General features: G+C 44.7%; 15 protein-coding genes and 2 pseudogenes. 8 read left to right on the forward strand and 9 right to left on the reverse strand.

The annotated features are described in order from the left end of the window. Positions 1–74: 74 nt before the first annotated feature. From Q1A70_RS15205 to Q1A70_RS15215, 3 genes and pseudogenes are all read left to right on the forward strand, one after another. Positions 75–497 (forward strand): annotated as a pseudogene (locus Q1A70_RS15205) (HlyD family efflux transporter periplasmic adaptor subunit); the annotation flags it as partial. After that, positions 493–1,725, forward strand: a pseudogene (locus Q1A70_RS15210) (efflux RND transporter permease subunit); the annotation flags it as partial. The pseudogenes Q1A70_RS15205 and Q1A70_RS15210, both read left to right, overlap by 5 nt. Before the next feature lie 294 nt (positions 1,726–2,019). Next, entirely contained in the window at positions 2,020–2,592 is a 573-nt protein-coding gene (locus Q1A70_RS15215; RefSeq protein ID WP_299693349.1) for a DNA-3-methyladenine glycosylase I, read from the forward strand. Between the two features lie 288 nt (positions 2,593–2,880). Here Q1A70_RS15215 and Q1A70_RS15220 read toward each other — a convergent pair whose 3' ends face one another. Together Q1A70_RS15220 and cls are read right to left on the reverse strand one after the other, a co-directional pair. Next, the gene (locus Q1A70_RS15220; RefSeq protein ID WP_299693345.1) at positions 2,881–4,065 is read right to left on the reverse strand and encodes a cystathionine beta-lyase; all 1,185 of its coding nucleotides are present in this window, start codon (positions 4,063–4,065) and stop codon (positions 2,881–2,883) included. Between the two features lie 229 nt (positions 4,066–4,294). Then, entirely contained in the window at positions 4,295–5,749 is a 1,455-nt protein-coding gene (cls, locus tag Q1A70_RS15225) for a cardiolipin synthase (protein WP_299693342.1), read from the reverse strand. A 382-nt stretch (positions 5,750–6,131) separates the two neighbouring features. Between cls and Q1A70_RS15230 the strand changes: the two genes are divergently transcribed. The 3 genes from Q1A70_RS15230 to Q1A70_RS15240 all read left to right on the forward strand — a co-directional run bounded on the left by Q1A70_RS15230 (position 6,132) and on the right by Q1A70_RS15240 (position 9,420). Further along, on the forward strand, positions 6,132–7,565 hold the full coding sequence (locus Q1A70_RS15230; RefSeq protein ID WP_299693339.1) for a sodium-dependent transporter: 1,434 nt from the start codon (positions 6,132–6,134) through the stop codon (positions 7,563–7,565). Positions 7,566–7,759: 194 nt separating this feature from the next. Further along, positions 7,760–8,458, forward strand: a complete 699-nt coding sequence (locus Q1A70_RS15235) for a TIGR01621 family pseudouridine synthase (RefSeq protein ID WP_299693336.1) — start codon at positions 7,760–7,762, stop codon at positions 8,456–8,458. Positions 8,459–8,466: 8 nt separating this feature from the next. Then, positions 8,467–9,420 (forward strand): class I SAM-dependent methyltransferase, encoded by a 954-nt coding sequence (locus Q1A70_RS15240; RefSeq protein ID WP_299693333.1) that lies wholly within the window; start codon positions 8,467–8,469, stop codon positions 9,418–9,420. A 92-nt stretch (positions 9,421–9,512) separates the two neighbouring features. Here Q1A70_RS15240 and Q1A70_RS15245 read toward each other — a convergent pair whose 3' ends face one another. The 5 genes from Q1A70_RS15245 to Q1A70_RS15265 form a co-directional block, all read right to left on the reverse strand. Next, positions 9,513–10,130, reverse strand: coding sequence for a CDP-alcohol phosphatidyltransferase family protein (locus Q1A70_RS15245; RefSeq protein WP_299693330.1), 618 nt, complete (start codon positions 10,128–10,130; stop codon positions 9,513–9,515). Further along, positions 10,123–10,770, reverse strand: a complete 648-nt coding sequence (locus tag Q1A70_RS15250; RefSeq protein WP_299693327.1) for an ATP-binding cassette domain-containing protein — start codon at positions 10,768–10,770, stop codon at positions 10,123–10,125. The genes Q1A70_RS15245 and Q1A70_RS15250 overlap by 8 nt, the downstream gene beginning before the upstream one ends. Then, positions 10,751–12,436 (reverse strand): thiamine ABC transporter permease, encoded by a 1,686-nt coding sequence (locus tag Q1A70_RS15255; protein WP_299693324.1) that lies wholly within the window; start codon positions 12,434–12,436, stop codon positions 10,751–10,753. Before Q1A70_RS15255 ends, Q1A70_RS15250 begins: the two co-directional genes overlap by 20 nt. A 5-nt stretch (positions 12,437–12,441) precedes the next feature. Continuing rightward, positions 12,442–13,623, reverse strand: a complete 1,182-nt coding sequence (locus Q1A70_RS15260; RefSeq protein WP_299693321.1) for an ABC transporter substrate-binding protein — start codon at positions 13,621–13,623, stop codon at positions 12,442–12,444. Between the two features lie 313 nt (positions 13,624–13,936). Next, positions 13,937–14,383, reverse strand: a complete 447-nt coding sequence (locus tag Q1A70_RS15265) for an META domain-containing protein (RefSeq protein WP_299693319.1) — start codon at positions 14,381–14,383, stop codon at positions 13,937–13,939. 210 nt (positions 14,384–14,593) lie between these two features. On the opposite strand from Q1A70_RS15265, the gene Q1A70_RS15270 reads away from it, so the two are divergent. Together Q1A70_RS15270 and Q1A70_RS15275 are read left to right on the forward strand one after the other, a co-directional pair. After that, complete coding sequence (locus tag Q1A70_RS15270; RefSeq protein ID WP_299693316.1) at positions 14,594–14,854, forward strand: DUF1289 domain-containing protein; 261 nt, start codon at positions 14,594–14,596, stop codon at positions 14,852–14,854. A gap of 132 nt (positions 14,855–14,986) precedes the next feature. Beyond that, entirely contained in the window at positions 14,987–15,154 is a 168-nt protein-coding gene (locus tag Q1A70_RS15275; protein ID WP_299693313.1) for a hypothetical protein, read from the forward strand. Between the two features lie 478 nt (positions 15,155–15,632). Here the strand turns inward: Q1A70_RS15275 and Q1A70_RS15280 are convergent, their stop codons facing one another. Continuing rightward, the gene (locus Q1A70_RS15280) at positions 15,633–15,854 is read right to left on the reverse strand and encodes a hypothetical protein (protein WP_299693310.1); all 222 of its coding nucleotides are present in this window, start codon (positions 15,852–15,854) and stop codon (positions 15,633–15,635) included. Between the two features lie 283 nt (positions 15,855–16,137). Further along, positions 16,138–17,391 (reverse strand): DEAD/DEAH box helicase, encoded by a 1,254-nt coding sequence (locus Q1A70_RS15285; RefSeq protein WP_299693307.1) that lies wholly within the window; start codon positions 17,389–17,391, stop codon positions 16,138–16,140. Positions 17,392–17,601: the final 210 nt, after the last annotated feature.

Raw genomic sequence — 17,601 nt, forward strand, 5'->3', positions numbered from 1 at the left:
CGCTGGCATTCATGTTGATGTGGCTACCGATGTATTGTTGAACGCGAAATGTACAGCAAAGATCAACACGCCCTAGCCCTTTGGTGAAAAAAGGGTTGCTGGCGAAATCCCAGTTCGATGAAATTGCCGCAGAGCGTCAGATTGCATATGCCGAGCTTGAATTGGCAAAATTACGTTTATCATTTACCAAACTTCGTGCGCCTGTTGACGGCATTATTTCTCGGGTGAGCGTTGACCAATATGAAAACATTCAGGTAGGGCAACAAGTTGTCAATATTCACAGCGTTGAAGATGTAGAAGTCGTGATCCAACTGCCTGACCAAATCTATGTTAATCAGCCGAATGAAGACGTGATATCAAATATTGAGGCGGTCGTGCGAGTGCCGAGTGGTAATGAGTACCCAGCCGGCATCAAAGAGTTTACCACTGAGCCCGATCCAAGCACGGGCACATTTACGGTCACGCTCGCGCTTCCTATGCCAGAGCAAGACCTCTTATGCGCCTGAGAAAAGCTACAGCGCGTACGGTGAAATCACCGTTCGAGTAAAGAGTTATGAAGTGCTAAAAGGGCTGATGCAGCGTTTCCGTGAGCACGTAGACGGTCAATTTCCTGAGATTGATTATAAGCTCAAGCAGATTGAGTTAGGTCCCGGCGGCGGTGCAAAAATTGAAGCGCGAATTGTTGGCTCCGATCCGACCGTTTTACGCTCGATTGCTGCTCAGGTGATGGACATCATGCGTGCCGATGGCGGTGCGTTTAACGTTCGTCATGATTGGCGAGAAAGAACCAAGGTATTAGAACCTCAGTTCAATGAAAGCCAAGCGTGTCGTTATGGTATTACCAAGTCAGATGTGGATGATTTCCTTGCGATGTCTTTCTCTGGTAAATCGATTGGTGTGTACCGTGATGGAACCACATTGATGCCTATCGTCGCACGTTTACCTGAAGATGAACGTGTTGATATTCGCAATATCGAAGGCATGAAGATCTGGAGTCCGGCATTAAGTGAATATATCCCGCTGCAACAAGTGACTTTGGGCTACGAGCTAGAATGGGAAGATCCCCTGATCATCCGTAAGAATCGTAAGCGTATGCTCACGGTACTGGCAGATCCTGATCTGCTGGGTGAAGAAACGGCTTCGACTCTACAGAAACGTTTACAGCCACAAATTGAAGCGATTGAGATGCCACCGGGGTACTCATTAGAGTGGGGCGGCGAGTATGAGTCATCAGCCGATGCGCAAGCATCGCTGTTTACGACCATGCCTCTGGGTTACTTGTTCATGTTCTTGATCACCGTTTTCTTGTTTAACTCGGTCAAAGAGCCTCTGATTGTTTGGTGTACGGTTCCTTTGGCGCTGATAGGGGTAACGACAGGCTTATTAGCCTTGAACACCCCATTTGGCTTTATGGCACTGCTCGGCTTCTTGAGCCTATCTGGGATGCTGCTTAAGAACGGTATCGTACTGCTTGACCAAATCGATATTGAGATGAAATCAGGTAAAGATCCGTATGTGGCGGTGGTCGATGCTGCGTTAAGCCGAGTTCGTCCGGTATGTATGGCGGCGATCACCACCATTCTGGGTATGAGCCCATTGTTACCGGATATCTTCTTCAAACCCATGGCGGTGACCATTATGTTTGGTCTGGGCTTTGCCACCGTACTGACGTTAATCGTGGTGCCAGTGCTGTATCGCCTATTCCACAAAATTGAAGTGGCTTAATAGTAATGTCAGCACCACAACAAATTAACCGTTGAATTAGTGCCCCAGATTGGGGCATTCTTTTTTGTACGACTATTAATTTTTAAGTACAGATACCAATTTTTAATACCAATCACAGTAAGTCAGTGATCAAAAATAGCACAGGAAAAAAGCTTGAGAACAAGGCGGGTTATTTCGATAAGTAGTTATTCTACAATCAAAAAATCTAGCGACGTTATCGAGATTTTTAACAAGCTAGGATGAACAGTTATTGACTACGATTGGTATAAGTAAATATATCAATGGATCAAAAAGATGGACGAGAATACATCCGAGAAAACCTGTGCATGGGCACTCAATCACGAACTCGAAAGGGTATATCACGATGCAGAGTGGGGCGTGCCTGTATACGATGACCAAATACTGTTTGAGTTCATTACGCTAGAAGGTGCTCAAGCTGGCCTTAGCTGGCTGACGATACTTAAAAAACGAGAAGGCTACCGCGCGGCGTTTGAGCACTATGATCTTAAGACGTTAGCAGCATTGAATGCAGACAATGTGCCGCGCATTATTGAACATTTCGATGTGGTTAAACATAAGGGTAAGATTGCCTCCGTTTATAGCAATGCTCGTGCCGCGCTTGAGTTACAGCAAGAGTTTGGTTCGCTATCCAATGCGTTGTGGCAGTTCGTCGATAACAAGGTTGTCGATAATCATTGGACAGAGATGTCACAGGTTCCTGCTGCGACAGAGCAATCTAAGGCGATGAGTCAATTTTTGAAAAAGCGAGGGTTTAAATTTGTTGGAGAAACTATCTGTTACGCATTTATGCAAGCGACCGGCATGGTGAATGATCATTTAGTAGGCTGCCCCAAAAAATATTCATAGGTTGCGATCAAAAATAGAACCGCCACCGAATTGTAGAAAGGGTGAATCAGTGTATCGCTGAAGAGGAAATAATGCGTCTCTGAGGTGATAAATACGTTGCTGAAGCTCTAGAGTCTGCTTTGACTGGCACAAGGTTCAATTTGCAGTAGTCAGTAGTCAGTAGCCAGGCGGAATAGGCGATAAACGTTGACAGACCATAAAGGCAACAGAGCCTTGCCTTTATGGTTTATGGTTTATGGTTTATGGTTTATGGTTTATGGTTTATGGCCCAGTTAACCCAAGGTTCTATTAAACGAGCGCGTTGTAGCGATCTAATCCCGCTTCGAGATCGGTAATCAAATCATCAACGTCTTCAAGACCAATATGAACCCGTATCAAGGTTCCCTCGAAGTTAGGGTTCGATACTGTTCTCAAGCTGTTAAAGCTGCTCGGCTCATTGGCTAGAATCAAGCTTTCAAAGCCACCCCATGAGTAACCCATGCTGAAGTGCGTCATACCATCAAGCAGCGCAGTGGTGGCTTTTGAATTTGAATTCTTGAGAACAAAAGAAAACAAGCCATTACTGCCGGTAAAATCGCGTTTGAAGAATTCATGGCCGGGACAAGACTCAAGGGCGGGGTGACGGACATGATCGACCTCTGGGCGAGTCTCTAGCCATTTTGCCACTTTGAGGCTACTCTCTGCATGCTGACGCAATCGAACGTCAAGAGTTCGAATACCGCGAAGCCCTAAGTAAGCATCATCAGGTGAGACGCACTGGCCCATCAAGTAACTCTGCTCTCTGAGCTGATCCCAGCATTTCTCATTGGCTACTGCTGTTCCTAGCATCACATCAGAGTGACCAACAATGTATTTTGTCGCCGCTTGAATGGATATATCCACGCCAAAATCAAATGGTGAAAAGTTTACACCTGCTGCCCAAGTGTTATCTAGCATCACAATGATGTCGTGTTCATGGGCAATACGTGCAAGGGTTGGGATATCTTGAACTTCCATTGTCACTGACCCTGGAGATTCAGTAAACAGTACTTTGGTGTTTGGCTTGATCAGTTCTTGAATGCCTTCGCCAATCGTCGGCGGGTAATAAGTGGTTTCTACTCCCATCTTTTTCATGATGGTGTCACAAAAATCACGAGTTGGTTCGTAACAGGTGTCGACCATCAAAATGTGATCGCCTGTTTCTACAAAAGAGAGGATGGCATTAGAAATGGCAGCGGTACCACAAGGGTAGAGTGCACAACCTGCCCCCCCTTCAACTTCAATCATGGCATCTTGAAATGCGAAATGAGTATTGGTTCCACGACGTCCGTAAAAAAGTGTTTTATTAGCGCGATTAATTGTCGCTTTGCGTTTCTCTTCGACTGAGTTAAACACAACCGTTGACGCTCGTTGTACTGGTGGATTAACGACACCATTGGTCCACTTTTTATCACGACCTGCAGTGATCAGTTTAGTGGTTTTGTTTTCGGACATGCTGTGAATTCCTTATCTATCGGTTATGCCTTATTTAAAGCATGCCAATAGCCTTGGAAGCAAGAGTTGAATAGGAGTTTTTCTGCTTTTCTTTTGCTTTTTAACCTTTTACAGCGTTGAACCTTTGGTGCCGTTGATACTGCGCGACAAAAAATAATTGATATAACAATGATTGGAATAAAAATAGGTTTAAAGTGCTGCGCTATAGTCATGGCTTACAAAGAGACCACTAAAGCAGTGGATTGAACAAGTAGAATAACCTTTCAAAGAAGCGGTTATATAATTTTCGCTGTGCCCATTGCTCTAATACGACTGAATGGGAAGACTCAATATAAGAGTGCTGCAATTCAGAGAGTTGCTGAGTGAAGTGCACATCATCTACCGCAAGCGTCACTTCAAAATTAAGCCACAAACTGCGCATGTCGATATTGACCGTACCGATCAAGCAAAACTCTTCATCAATCACCACTGATTTGGTGTGAAGAAGCCCACCATAAAACTCATAGATTTTGACCCCAGCCTCAAGTAACTCAGTATAGAAAGCGCGTGACGCCCATTTGACCATTAATGAATCATTGTTGTGCGGAATGATCAGCTCGACATTCACACCACGTTGAGCCGTCATTTTTAGTGTCTCCAATAAATCGGCACTTGGAACAAAGTAGGGCGTTGTGATGCGTACAGAATGATTCGCTTGATTAATAGCAATAGCTAACACTTGTAAGATTAAATACTCGGGCATGCCCGGGCCAGACGGGACTACTTGTACTGGGTGATGGGTTTGGGCTTGCTCGACACTGCACTCCGGAAGAGCTGGAAGAATACGCTCACCGGTTTCCACTTCCCAATCCCAACCGTGGATGGCTGACAGCACGTTAACCGTTGGGCCTGTGACTCGAACCATGACGTCAATCCACTGACCGACCCCAGAGCTCTGTTTGAAATAAGCTGGGTCGACCATATTCATGGAACCGGTATAGGCGATGGACTCATCAATCACTATGATCTTGCGATGCTGTCTTAGATCTAGGCGACGCAAAAAAATACGCCAAGGGCTCACTTCCAAAGCCTGCACCACTTGAATGCCTACGTTTTTCATCATTGAATGCCAATGGCTTTTGAAAAAACGTGGGCTACCGGCTGAATCAAGCAGAACCTTAACATCGACCCCCCGCTTTGCCGCGCGAATCAGCGCAGAAGCGACGGAGTCTGTCAGGCCTCCGGGATGCCAAATATAGAAAACCATTTTAATACTGGTCTGGGCGTTCTCTATGTCTTGGATAATAGCGTGGAGGATGTCATTCGGTGAGGCTTGCAGTGAGAGGGTGTTACCGCTGAGTGCAGGAATGCCCATTCTATTGTTACAAAGTTCATCAATTTTGTGGATAGGCGAGCCGATTTTACCAGGCTGGTGGAGTTGACAGTCATTTAACTGGCGAAACCAATCGCCAAAGGGCGTAAACATACGAAGGGCACGTTCTGCTCTTTTTCTACCAAGGTTCAGTTCACCGAATAGGAAGTAACAAGCCACGCCAACAATAGGAATAATGTAGATAACCATAAGCCAAGCAAGAGAAACGCTGACAGAGCGCCGTTTTAGCACGACACGAAAAGTTACACCGGCGACAAGAATCCAGTACAAAGCAACCGAAGCCAGAGTTAAAAGGTGGTAGAGCTTTTCCACATTGAATACTCGAAAAAAGAGACACTTATATAATAATGTTATTTTATGGATATGGGAATTTAAGGAATCAACTATTTACAAAATTGAGCAGAATGTGTCAGTGAGTTTGAAATCCGTGAACAGGTTAAAGTTATTGGGTTTTGGTTTAATTAAGAGGAAGTCATTTGCTTTTGTATGAAAACACGGCATTTAACCATGAAAAAAAGAATTGGTAACGAAATATGTACGGTTCGGGCTTCCAATTTTATTCTTAAACTGCTTTACTTGCCATATAATGAGCGTCGACCAGATTTTATGGATATGTAAACTTATTTGTACATCTTATCTTTTGAAGGCGCTGTCCAAAGCAGCACTCACATCACACAAATTTTTTGGAGTACACGTGGCTACTAGTAATACAACCACAAAACCCCGCGATACCTGGGGTTCGAAATTAGGATTCGTAATGGCAGCAGCAGGTTCCGCTGTTGGTTTAGGTAATATTTGGAAATTCCCTTACACAGCAGGTGAAAATGGTGGTGGTGCATTCGTACTTATCTATCTAGCCTTCGTTATTGTTATTGGTTTCAGTGTCATGCTGACTGAATTCGCTGTCGGTCGTTATACAAGCCGTTCAGCTGTCGGTTCATTTAAATCAACCGATAAGCGTTGGAGCTTTGTTGGTGTTATCGGTGTGCTTAGTGGTCTATTGATCATGGGCTTCTACCCCGTTGTTGGTGGTTGGGCACTAGCCTACATCCCTAAAGTTGCTACCGGTCTACTCGATACGCCAGAAGCTATCGGTGATAGCTTTGCTGGTTTCATCTCTAACCCAACTCAACCACTAATGTGGATGGCCGCTTACCTATTACTAAACATTGTTATCGTAAGTAAAGGTATCTCGGGTGGTATCGAGAAGGCAGGTAAAGTATTAATGCCTGTTCTATTCCTTGTGCTTATCATCGTAGCGGTTAAAGGTCTTTCTTTACCAGGTGCAAGCGCAGGTCTTGAGTTCCTATTCAAGCCAGACTTCACTCAAGTCGATAGCCAAACGATTCTAGCAGCGCTGGGTCAAGCGTTTTTCTCTCTATCTCTTGGTATGGGTTGTATGATCACTTACGGTAGCTATCTGAAAAAGAAAGAGAACCTAGTTCAAACTACGGGCATGGTTATCGGTATGGATACTGCGGTAGCTCTACTTGCTGGTCTTGCTATGTTCCCTGCAATGTTTGCATTCAACATGGAACCAGCTGCAGGACCAGGTCTAGTATTCGTAGTTGTCCCTCAGCTATTTGCTGAAATGGGCGGTGTAGTCGGTCTTCTGTTCGCTCTTATGTTCTTCGTTGGTCTAACGGTAGCAGCACTGACTTCTTCTGTTTCTTTGATGGAAGTCGTTGTGTCTTACCTTATCGATGAGAAAGGCATGAAGCGTGTTACTGCGGTACTATCAGCAAGTGCAGTGATGGCTATCATGTGTATCTTCGCTTCTCTATCTCTAGGTGGCCTTGGTCCAATGATTTTCGAGACAGGTGCATTTGATATCTTCGATCTACTAACCGATAAGGTCTTCCTAGCGGTTGGCGGTATGTTCATCTGTCTATTTGCTGGCTGGCGTCTAAACCGTGTAGACCTAGAGAAAGAAATTACTAACGACGGTGAAGTATCTTTCCCACTGTTTGGTCTGTGGTACAACCTAGTTAAGTACGTTATTCCTTTCGCGATTGCTGTAGTGGCACTGGGCGGTATTCTAAGTGGCTTTGAAGGCGGTAAAGGTCCAATCATGATCCTAGGCCTAGTCATCATTGGTTTAACGGCTGCATTCTCTAAGAAGCTGTAATCCAAACCCGCTGACATTCAATTGAGAAAGAGACCTAATCGGGTCTCTTTTTTTGTCCACTGGTCTAGATGAAAAAGCATTCCGTCGATTACTTCCTACGATAGGGACTCGATTGAGTGAATTGCGTTTTTCGTAGCTGGAATCTCTATACAGACGAGGTATACTCCACGCTCTACAATGGAGCTAGCCTTTACATGTTCGACATTCTTCTGAATCACTCTGATTTTCTACTTATTAACAAGCACCCAGGCGTTAGCGTCCATAAAGATGATGGCGATACCATGCTGCTTCAAGAAGTGGCGAATGCTATCAATGAACCTAAGCTATATCTCGTGCATCGCCTTGATAAAATGACCTCGGGTATTTTGCTGTTGGCGAAAAACGCCTCTGCAGCGAGTGAGCTTTCGCAGTTGTTTGCAAAGCGTGAAGTTGAAAAGTTTTACTTAGCGATTGGCTCAAAAAAGCCAAAGAAAAAGCAGGGGCTGATCTCCGGTGATATGGAACGCTCACGACGCTCTAGCTGGAAACTTCTGACATCCAAACAAAACCCTGCGATTACCCAATTCCTTTCTGCAGTGGCTGAGCCCGGTGAGCGCCTGCTGTTATGTAAACCCTATACGGGACGAACTCATCAGATCCGTGTGGCAATGAAGTCGATCGGCTCTGCTATTGTGGGTGATCCTATTTATAATCCATCGAGTGACGCTGACAGAGGCTATCTGCACGCCTTCGCGATTCGATTTATCTATCAATCACAAGCCTACCAATATGTCTGTGACCCAAGGAGTCTCGATTCCTTAGGTGACAAATGGCATCAACAAACTGTGTCTAACGGTTTAGACAATTGGCTTGAACCTTGGTCGTTAACTTGGCCAAAGCTAAATACTAAGTGAGTGAAATAATGGAAGCATCAGCTTTACCTCTGTTTTTTAGTCATATTGAACAGCAACTGAATGAAGTACCGAATGAGCTGCGTCGTCTGTTTCATGGTCGTGGTAAATTTTGGCCTGGACTGGAGCAACTGACTTGTGATTGGGTTGATGGACAGCTGTTGGTCAACCTATTCAAAGAGGTCGATGAAGCGTTCTTATCATCTTTAAAGTCGGGTCTGTTAGATCTCACTCACCAAGAAATCTGGCAAACCAAGCTGGGTACAAGTATTGTTCTGCAACACCGCTATGCAAACGGTGCACCTTCTGAAGTGTTATGGGGTGAACTGAATGATTCCCCTGTTGTGGTTGAACACGGCCTGAAGTACCAACTCGACATCGGTCGCAACCAGAACTTTGGACTATTTCTAGACATGAGAAATGGTCGCCAGTGGGTACAAGACAATGCTAAGGGCAAGAATGTACTTAACCTGTTCGCTTACACTTGTGGCTTCTCGGTCGCGGCTATCGCGGGTGGGGCGCGCCAGTGCATGAATGTGGATATGTCTCGTGGCTCTCTGAACAAAGGCCGTGATAACCATCGTTTAAATGAGCATGATATGCGTTCGGTGAATTTCCTTGGTTACGATATCTTTAAGTCGTGGGGCAAAATCAAGAAAGGTGGACCTTATGAGCTCGTTATCATCGATCCGCCTTCGTTCCAAAAAGGCAGCTTTGCGCTGACTAAAGATTACAAAAAGATCTTACGTCGTCTGCCAGAGCTTCTAACTGAAAGTGGGGAAGTGATTGCCTGTGTTAACTCGCCAGCCGTATCACCAAATTTTTTGATTGAGACGATGGCAGAAGAAGCACCTAACGTCGAATTTATTGAGCGACTGGACAACCCGCCTGAGTTTGTCGATATCGATCTTGATTCAAGCTTGAAGGTATTGAGATTCAAAATCAAAGCTTCTGTAGACGTATAATTGAAATCAAATCTTAGCGAGAAAAGCGCCGCTCAGTTGAACGGCGTTTGTGTTTTTAAGGGGTAGATTTGTAAGGGATCGATGATCTTTCGTTAGCAACTCTGACTATTGAGCGTTTGAAACCCAAAATAGATTCGCATAAATGTCGTTAGCCAACATGCGGCACCGAAGGTATAAGCAATAGCGGCAAAATGTTGCGGCCAGAGGCAGAACACAATGAAACAGGTGATGGTTTCTGTGCCTTCAGTGAGTCCTGACATGTAGTAGAGAGACTTGTTCTTATATACGGGATTTTCAATGCCCCGTTTGCCAGCCATCACCGCAAATGCCAGAAAGCTGCTGCCAGTGCCGATAAAAGAGAAAATCAAAAATGCCCCGGCAATCGCATTGTGCTCTGGGTTGGCAATCACGAACCCAAAGGGGATTAGCGAGTAAAAGAGAAAGTCTAAGCTGATATCGAGAAATCCCCCTGCATCGCTAATGCCTTGAATACGAGCTAAGGCCCCGTCAAGCCCATCACATACCCGGTTAAATACAATCAAGCCTAGTGCCCAATCATACTGTTGAAAGGCGAGAGCAGGGAATGCCATACAGCCAACCAAAAATCCAAACAGTGTCGTTTGATTGGCTGTGATACCGATTTTGTTCAGTAACTTAGCCGATTGGGTTAATGGCCACTTGATGACTTTGACCGAGTATTTATCAAGCATGACTCGCTCCCCATGGCCATGTCAGCACATTGGCACCCTTTGGAATGTCGGCTTGATCATGAGTCACCATCAGCGCTGGAATATTGGCTTTACTCAGTTGTGTAAACACCCAATCGCGAAACTGTGCTCGTAGTGCTTGGTCTAGCTTGCTAAACGGCTCATCGAGTAACGCGAGCTTTGGTTTTGCTAATAACATTCGAGTTAGACTGATCCTTGCACGTTGACCACCTGAAATCTGGTCTGGAAACGATTCGGCTAAATGCGCGAGGTCGATGTCGTTTAAAGCCTCGATAGCATGCTGCTTACGTGCGGCTCCCTTGGTCGTATTTGGCAATGAGAACGCCAAGTTTTCCCATACTTTAAGATGGGGAAAGAGCAAGTCATCTTGAAATAGAATACCGACTTGACGTTGGTGGGATGGAAGACTGTTAAGCAGAGTTTCGTTCAACATCACGCTTCCCGAATACTCGAACTCACTGCTGAGGTGACCTGCGATTGCGTCCAGTAGAGTGGATTTACCACAGCCACTCGGCCCCATCAATGCCAATACTTGACCTGATTCTAGTGTTACGTTGAATGCTGAAAACAGCGGATCCCCAGCTATTTTATGAATGGCGAGGTCATTGAGGTGCAGACTCATTGTGAATAAAACCTTTAAGAGTAAGACGGCGATATCTAAGTTGAAGTCGGCTGACTAATATCGCGAATGAGAAAAAGAAAAGCGGCAGTAAAGCTTGCCAAATGGCATAAATGGCGGTGACTCGACGGTCGAAACCGCTGGTCAGCGCGACGGCTTCAGTAGTGATGGTGTTGATTCTGCCAGCGCCCAACATTAAGGTTGGCAAGTATTGCGCTAGGCTCACACTGATGCCGATTGCCCACGCAAACGCAATTGCAGGCAGTAAAATAGGTAACTTTATTGAGTACCAACTTTGCCAAGGTGACTTACCTAAGCTTAAGGATGCTTTGACTAAGTTTTGATTAAAGCTTCGCCATGGGCCATCTAACGAGAGATAGACAAAGGGGAAGGCGAAAAATACGTGTGCCCAAATGACCCACAATTCAAAACGGCTACTGCTAATGTAAAGCGTGGTCACCTGCAGTCCAAATAATACAGACAGCTGAGGAATTAACATTGGGGTGGCGATAATAAACCCCGGCACCTGCCATTTATGCTTGATTCGGTATTCCTGAGCGATGAGCGCTAGCAATAAAGCTATCGTCGCCGAAGTAATACTAATCGATAGGCTTTGTCCTATGGTACTTATGATGCCCTCCCATTCGTACGTCCAGAAACGCAGGCTGTAACGAGTAGGAAGTACATCAGGGAAGCGCCAACGCTGAGCTATGCTCCAGATCATCATCAACGGAATCATCAGTAACGATAGGCTCGCCAATGCAGTAAACACGGTTTTTCCCGGTAGACTTGTGCCCGTTCGGCCAGAGTACTGCCAAGAGCGGAAGTATTTTAAGATCGCCCATTCGATCAAACGAGCGAAGGCGATGATCAAGGAAGCTAGGGCAAATAAAACGATGGCACCAGCGGCGGCTCGCGGTAATAAATTAAGATCTGGGTCGTTGAACCATTGCCATACGAGTACGGCAAATGTCGGAGGATTGGTTGGCCCGATGATCAATGCGATATCCACCACGGAGACGCTATAGGCCAACACGGCAAGCATTGGAAAACGCAGCTTCGTTAACCACTGTGGGAAAATACACTTCCACCAAATCTGTGAGCGACGGTAACCTAAAGATGCACTGACTTTAGTGATTCGTTCAACATCAATCTGCTGGAAAATAGAGATACTCATGAGTAATAAGAAGGGGACTTCTTTGATTGCGAGCATCATGATCAACCCTAACGCATACGGATCTTTGATCAGCAAAGCCAATTCAGAGCTGGTCGATGATTCACCTATAAGGTGATGAAGGGCCCTCGCCCCAAGACCACTCGGGCTAAATAAAAAGGCGAATCCGATTGCAAAAGCTACATGCGGAATCGCCAACATTGGAGAGAGCGTCAGTTCGACTTTTTTCCAAAAAGGTTTTCCCCAACAGGCTTGCAGAATAGCGAAGGTTAGGAAGCAAGCCATGTAGCTGCTCGCAACGGCTGAAGTGAGACTTAATACAATCGAATGCTCAACGCCTTCCCACTGGAACACTTGATGAAAACCGTTGAGTGACAGTTCGTTTAATCCTAGAGGCGGGATGAAGCTCAGTGATGAAGCCACCACCCCAGCTACTCCAGGAATTGTTGGAACGATGCACACTGCTATAACAACAAAATATAGGGCGCGTAGCATGAATATTAGTTACCGTATCGCTTAAGCCACTCTTGCTCGAGTGCTGTCTGCCAGCTCGGATGAGGCTCATCAACCGACTTGAATTGCTGCGTATTCTTAGCACTTCCTGTGAGATACTTACTGCTTAAAACGGAAGGATCACCCCAAATATTCAGATCACCTTTACGCGATTGCGCTTTAGGGCTTAGCAAGAAGTTAATGGCAACTTGAGCACCTGCGGTTGAATTCGCATTCCATGGGATCGCGAGGAAGTGAATATTAGACAGAGCGCCACTTTCGAGTGCGTAAGCTTTGGTGCTGTCAGCTAGCTTGCCGCTCGACTGGGCTGAATAAACCGCATTTGGGTTAAACGTAATCGCAAGATCGAGTTGCCTATCGTCCAATAGTTGAATACTTTCGGAAGTGCCTGCTGGAAATTGTTTGCCACCGCGCCAAGCGACTTTATGGAAATCATTCAAATAGGCCCATAACGGCGCAGTCACGGTTTGGAAGTTATCTTCTGATACTGGCTGAGAAAGCGCAGGGTTGTTATTGGTTCGCTCAATCAACAGAGATTTGATGAAGCTGGTACCGTGGAATTCTGGTGGACGAGGGTAGCTCAAGCGATTGGGAAAGGCTTGGGCATAACTGAGCATTTCAGCAAACGATTGAGGTGGATTGTGCAGTGTTTCTTGATCATAGATGAAGACAAGCTGTCCAACTCCCCAAGGAGCCTCTAAACCCTCTGTGGGTTCTGAAAAGTCGACATCAACAGGCAGTGACTTGTCGACGTATTGCCAATTGGGAAGTGATTGAGTAAACGGGCCAAAAAGCAGTGCGTTGTCTTTCATTGAGCGGAAATTCTCACCGTTGATCCAAACGATATCCACACTGCCCTGGCTGTGCTTGCCTGCTGCTTTTTCTGCCAGTAAGCGAGTGGCAGTTTCGGCGATATCCGTTACTTTTACGTGTTTTAACGTCACGCCATAATCGCTTTGTAGCTCCTTGCTAGCCCACTGTATGTAACGATTGATTTCTTGGCTACCGCCCCAAGCATGGAAGTAGACCGTTTGCCCGTCTGCCTGCTGCTCAATTTGCTTCCAGTTGTCTGTTGCTTTATTTGCATCAATATTTTCTTCATCAGCATAAACCGTTGCGCTGTAGGCAACGGTAGCCATGATCCCTAACGTACTTACGATCTTGTTCATAAACATTTCCATTTGATAGTGAACGAGTAAGAGCTTGTGTGTTTTTGAATTCCCTAACCGTCATTCTATCTGTTTTTGAAATAATTTCTAATTCAATAGTAAATTCAAGCAATTAATAGAGGCTCTTAGCTTCTTAACAACAGACCGTAAAACCGATGGAATAATTGCGTGGCAGTCAGATCATTTTGATATTTATCCGAAGTTGGTGCGCAAACTCAATGACAAGCGCTATTTTTGAGAGGTGTAGACCAATGTGGCAATAAAAAAGGAGCAACGAAGCTCCTTTAGTTTAAGTTTAGTTTGCCACCTCCGATTAGTTCATCCAATCTCGAAGGGTGTATGTGAGTGTGTGCGCGTCGTTTTTCAGGGTTAGCGTATCTTTGGTCAGGGTTACGTCACTCCACTCAGTGAGCGTCGTGGAGACCGCTTGCTCTATTTCCATCGCTGAGTCATGACACATTTTCATGGTCATACCCATTTGCTTAATACGAAATTGACCATCTTTCAGCTCGCCTTGGCCGAAGAAGTTATTGCAACCCGCCACGCCATTGGCCGTCATATTTTCACCTACTTCGAGGCGAGGTGCGGCTTGATGCTCGCTTTTCTCAATATCTTTACCATCAATTTGAGTCAGTTCCCAATTATGGTGCTGTAGATCGGTTGCTGTTACTTGAGCCGCGTTATCAGTTGTTGCTGTGCATGCTGCTAGTATTATCGGTAAAGCGGTTACTGCTAGTAATTTTTTTGAACTAAACTTCATACTAATAAGGCTCCAAAGGAAAAATTAAGTGACGGAATAGGTGCATTCATATAGATAACTAGATAGATAAAGCATAGTTTAAAATAATTCATATGTGTCAGCATAAGGTCATCGTTTAGTATGGGGACGATGGTGATAGAGAGTTATTAACGGCTTATTTTTGAATGAGTAAGCTGAGTTATTGGTTGTGTTAGGAAGTCAGGAGGAAGGGTGGAGCAGTTAGAGTTTTTCCAAGTTCCAAGCCCTTGTGTTGGGGTTTGCTCAAGCGATGAAAAAGGGTATTGCAATGGCTGCATGCGTAAAAGAGATGAGCGTTTTAATTGGATGTCGATGGCTCCTTCAGAGCAGTTACACGTCATTAAGCTCTGCCGTCAACGCTATAGAAGAAAAATAATGAAACAACATAACTCAACAGGCACACAAGTAGAAAAACAGGATGATATCAGCCCTCAAAGAGATCTTTTCGGCTAGTTGAGGTGTATTTGTTACTGATCTCACTCGAAAGCGGCTTAAATTTTGTTAATAGTTATATTAGTAAATCGAACGCTATTAAGTCGATTAATAGGAATATAGGTACTGAGTACGAGAAGGCGTGGTGTTGATATGGATAAGAAAACAGGAAAACTCAATCAAAAACCAGTGGAAGCATTGGACAGAGAGAGCTGCTGGGAAAAAGATGCTCCGGAAACAAACGCTCGTGACTGGCATTCAATGTCACAAGAAGAACAGTTAGAAATCCTTTCTCACCTTTCAGATATGCCTTTTCAATAACATTATCTATTCATCACACCTATTATTTTTTATAAGTAGTTACCTATCAGAGCCACTGCTCCATCAAAACTATTGGCCCTCAGAATTATTGGCTAATCAGAGCTATGGGTTTATCAGAGATCTCTCAACCGTCGCGCTTTATGTCTCTATAGCTTCAGTAGCTTAAACAACTTAAGTCTCGAAATTATTTAAAGCCTCAGCCCAGAAGTTACTTATCGTTTGTGATGAGTTATAACGTTGAGATGCTGTGTGATATAGCGATGGTTTACAGCATAAAAATACTTACCGGATAAAAAATTTACTGCATAAAAATGGTTGCCTTCTTTAATGCGAATCAGCGGTTTGAAGGCAACCCATTATTTAGTTTCTCTTTTTAACCCAAACACATTCTGCTGAATTAGCGATAGAAATGTATGCTGAGAAAGTATTTACGTAAATAGATTAATGCGGACTTAAGGTTAATTAATACTGCGCTAGCTTACTTGCTCCCCCAGTGGTCGCTCACCCAACCTCCGATATGCTCATCAAAGTGACAACCACTGAATCTATGGTTACGTTCTACTGAACTGTCGCATTCATCTTGATTATCTATTATGGTTTGTATGTAGTTTGCCATCGGGTCATTGGAACTTTGACGATCTCGGCGGGTTGCCACTTCTTTAATCAGCTGTAATCGATATGTAGAGCTAGCACGTTTCATTTCAATGACCTCCTGTTTAGACACTAATAGAGAAATCTAGTTGCCGGAGATAGGGGCGTCAATGTGATTGGATAGTATTTTTTTTAGCAACCAAAAATCAATACCTTGCCGCTATAATTCATAAAAATGTCATCTAGCTTATTGGCTTTTATTCTGTTTTTTTTATGATAAGTGCATAATAATGCAATTAAATGAAATGCATAAAGATGCGATAAAAAGCCCAGCGTAATCTGGGCTAATCGAACGAGTGAGCTACCCAAACTGTGGGCTTATTTTGTGTGAGTTAGCTCTGTTTGGGTTGGCTAGAGTTATTCGGCTTGCTCTTGAACTGTTTGATGCTTTTCTTTTTTGCTGTTCGTCGGTTAGCCATTTTGTCTTTAGGCGGACGTTTACGAGCGCTTGCTTCCGATGCTGGCTTATCTGTAACAGGGAAACCTTCTAATGGCTGCAGTGGAAGCGCCTTATTAGTTAGAGCACGAATCGCCGTTATATATTCATTTTCACTGTGGCTCACAAGTGAGATAGCGCTGCCGCAGGTTCCGGCTCTAGCGGTACGTCCTACGCGATGGACATAAGTGGCGGCATGCGCAGGCAACTCAAAGTTAATTACAACCGGTAGCTCATCGATATGGATGCCACGAGCCATGACATCGGTTGCGATAAGTACACGAGTCTCACCATTTTTGAAATTTTTTAATGCCTGCGTTCGTTCTTGTTGGCTTTTGTTGCCATGTAACGCGCTCACACTGATTTTGGCTTTATTCAACCGTTTGGTGAGTGCATCTGCATTGTCTTTCGCGCCAATAAAGACCAACACTTGTGGCCATTGATGCTGGTTGAGGAGCGCGATCAATGCTTGAGCTTTACTGCCTTTATTGACGAGGTAGAGGGTTTCTTTAATATTGGCGACCACGCTGTTTTCTTGGTGCGTTTTGATCGTTACTGGATCAGAAAGCAGCGTTTCAGCTTGACTCACCAACTCTGGAGGAAGCGTTGCAGAGAACAACAGTGATTGTCTGTTATTAGGCAGCACATTGGTAATGGCTTGAATATCTGACCAAAATCCCATATCGATCAGTCGGTCGGCTTCATCAAGGACTAATGATGTGCACTGAGTGACATCGAGTTCCCCACTTTTTATCATCGCCAGCAAACGGCCAGGCGTCGCGATCACGAGTTGTACGCCTACGGATAACGGTTGTTGTTGGCGATCAGCGTCGACACCACCCGTTAATGTCACTGCGTTAATGTTTAGGGCTGTTGCTATGGGTTCTAATGACTCAGTGACTTGAGAGGCGAGCTCACGCGTAGGTACGATGATGAGTGCTTGCAGCGCATTCGTTTCTTGGTTGATGTTGTTAAGCACAGGCAATCCAAACGCCAATGTTTTACCGCTCCCCGTTTGCGCTAATGCAAGTACGTCTTTACCTTCAACAATGGTTGGAATTGCAGTTTGCTGGATCTGTGTTGGTTTATCGAATTGAGAAGGAATGGCAGTAACAGTTTTTACATTTAGGGTCAGGTTATTAAATGACATAAATCAACCAAGTATCAAAAGAGAAGGGGGGAAGTCTAACAGGGCGACAAATGTTAGAGAACGATTTTTCCCGGTTGGCGACGAGATGAATGCGTTTCGATAGGAGTGAGTGGTGAGCTAATTGTATGGTCAGGTAATACCAATTTGATTATTTAATTGGTCAGCTTAGTCCAACTTCGGTAGCACATAGATATAACCTTCTCAGTCGAC

The sequence above is a fragment of the uncultured Vibrio sp. genome (assembly GCF_947488985.1).
GTDB lineage: Bacteria > Pseudomonadota > Gammaproteobacteria > Enterobacterales > Vibrionaceae > Vibrio.

What these genes read in the sequence shown, in the direction of transcription:
- Q1A70_RS15215 (WP_299693349.1), top strand. Translation starts at nt 2,020, where the DNA reads ATGGACGAGAATACATCCGAGAAAACCTGTGCATGGGCACTCAATCAC.
- Q1A70_RS15220 (WP_299693345.1), bottom strand. Translation starts at nt 4,065, where the DNA reads ATGTCCGAAAACAAAACCACTAAACTGATCACTGCAGGTCGTGATAAA.
- Q1A70_RS15235 (WP_299693336.1), top strand. Translation starts at nt 7,760, where the DNA reads ATGTTCGACATTCTTCTGAATCACTCTGATTTTCTACTTATTAACAAG.
- Q1A70_RS15240 (WP_299693333.1), top strand. Translation starts at nt 8,467, where the DNA reads ATGGAAGCATCAGCTTTACCTCTGTTTTTTAGTCATATTGAACAGCAA.
- Q1A70_RS15245 (WP_299693330.1), bottom strand. Translation starts at nt 10,130, where the DNA reads ATGCTTGATAAATACTCGGTCAAAGTCATCAAGTGGCCATTAACCCAA.
- Q1A70_RS15250 (WP_299693327.1), bottom strand. Translation starts at nt 10,770, where the DNA reads ATGAGTCTGCACCTCAATGACCTCGCCATTCATAAAATAGCTGGGGAT.
- Q1A70_RS15255 (WP_299693324.1), bottom strand. Translation starts at nt 12,436, where the DNA reads ATGCTACGCGCCCTATATTTTGTTGTTATAGCAGTGTGCATCGTTCCA.
- Q1A70_RS15260 (WP_299693321.1), bottom strand. Translation starts at nt 13,623, where the DNA reads ATGAACAAGATCGTAAGTACGTTAGGGATCATGGCTACCGTTGCCTAC.
- Q1A70_RS15265 (WP_299693319.1), bottom strand. Translation starts at nt 14,383, where the DNA reads ATGAAGTTTAGTTCAAAAAAATTACTAGCAGTAACCGCTTTACCGATA.
- Q1A70_RS15275 (WP_299693313.1), top strand. Translation starts at nt 14,987, where the DNA reads ATGGATAAGAAAACAGGAAAACTCAATCAAAAACCAGTGGAAGCATTG.
- Q1A70_RS15280 (WP_299693310.1), bottom strand. Translation starts at nt 15,854, where the DNA reads ATGAAACGTGCTAGCTCTACATATCGATTACAGCTGATTAAAGAAGTG.
- Q1A70_RS15285 (WP_299693307.1), bottom strand. Translation starts at nt 17,391, where the DNA reads ATGTCATTTAATAACCTGACCCTAAATGTAAAAACTGTTACTGCCATT.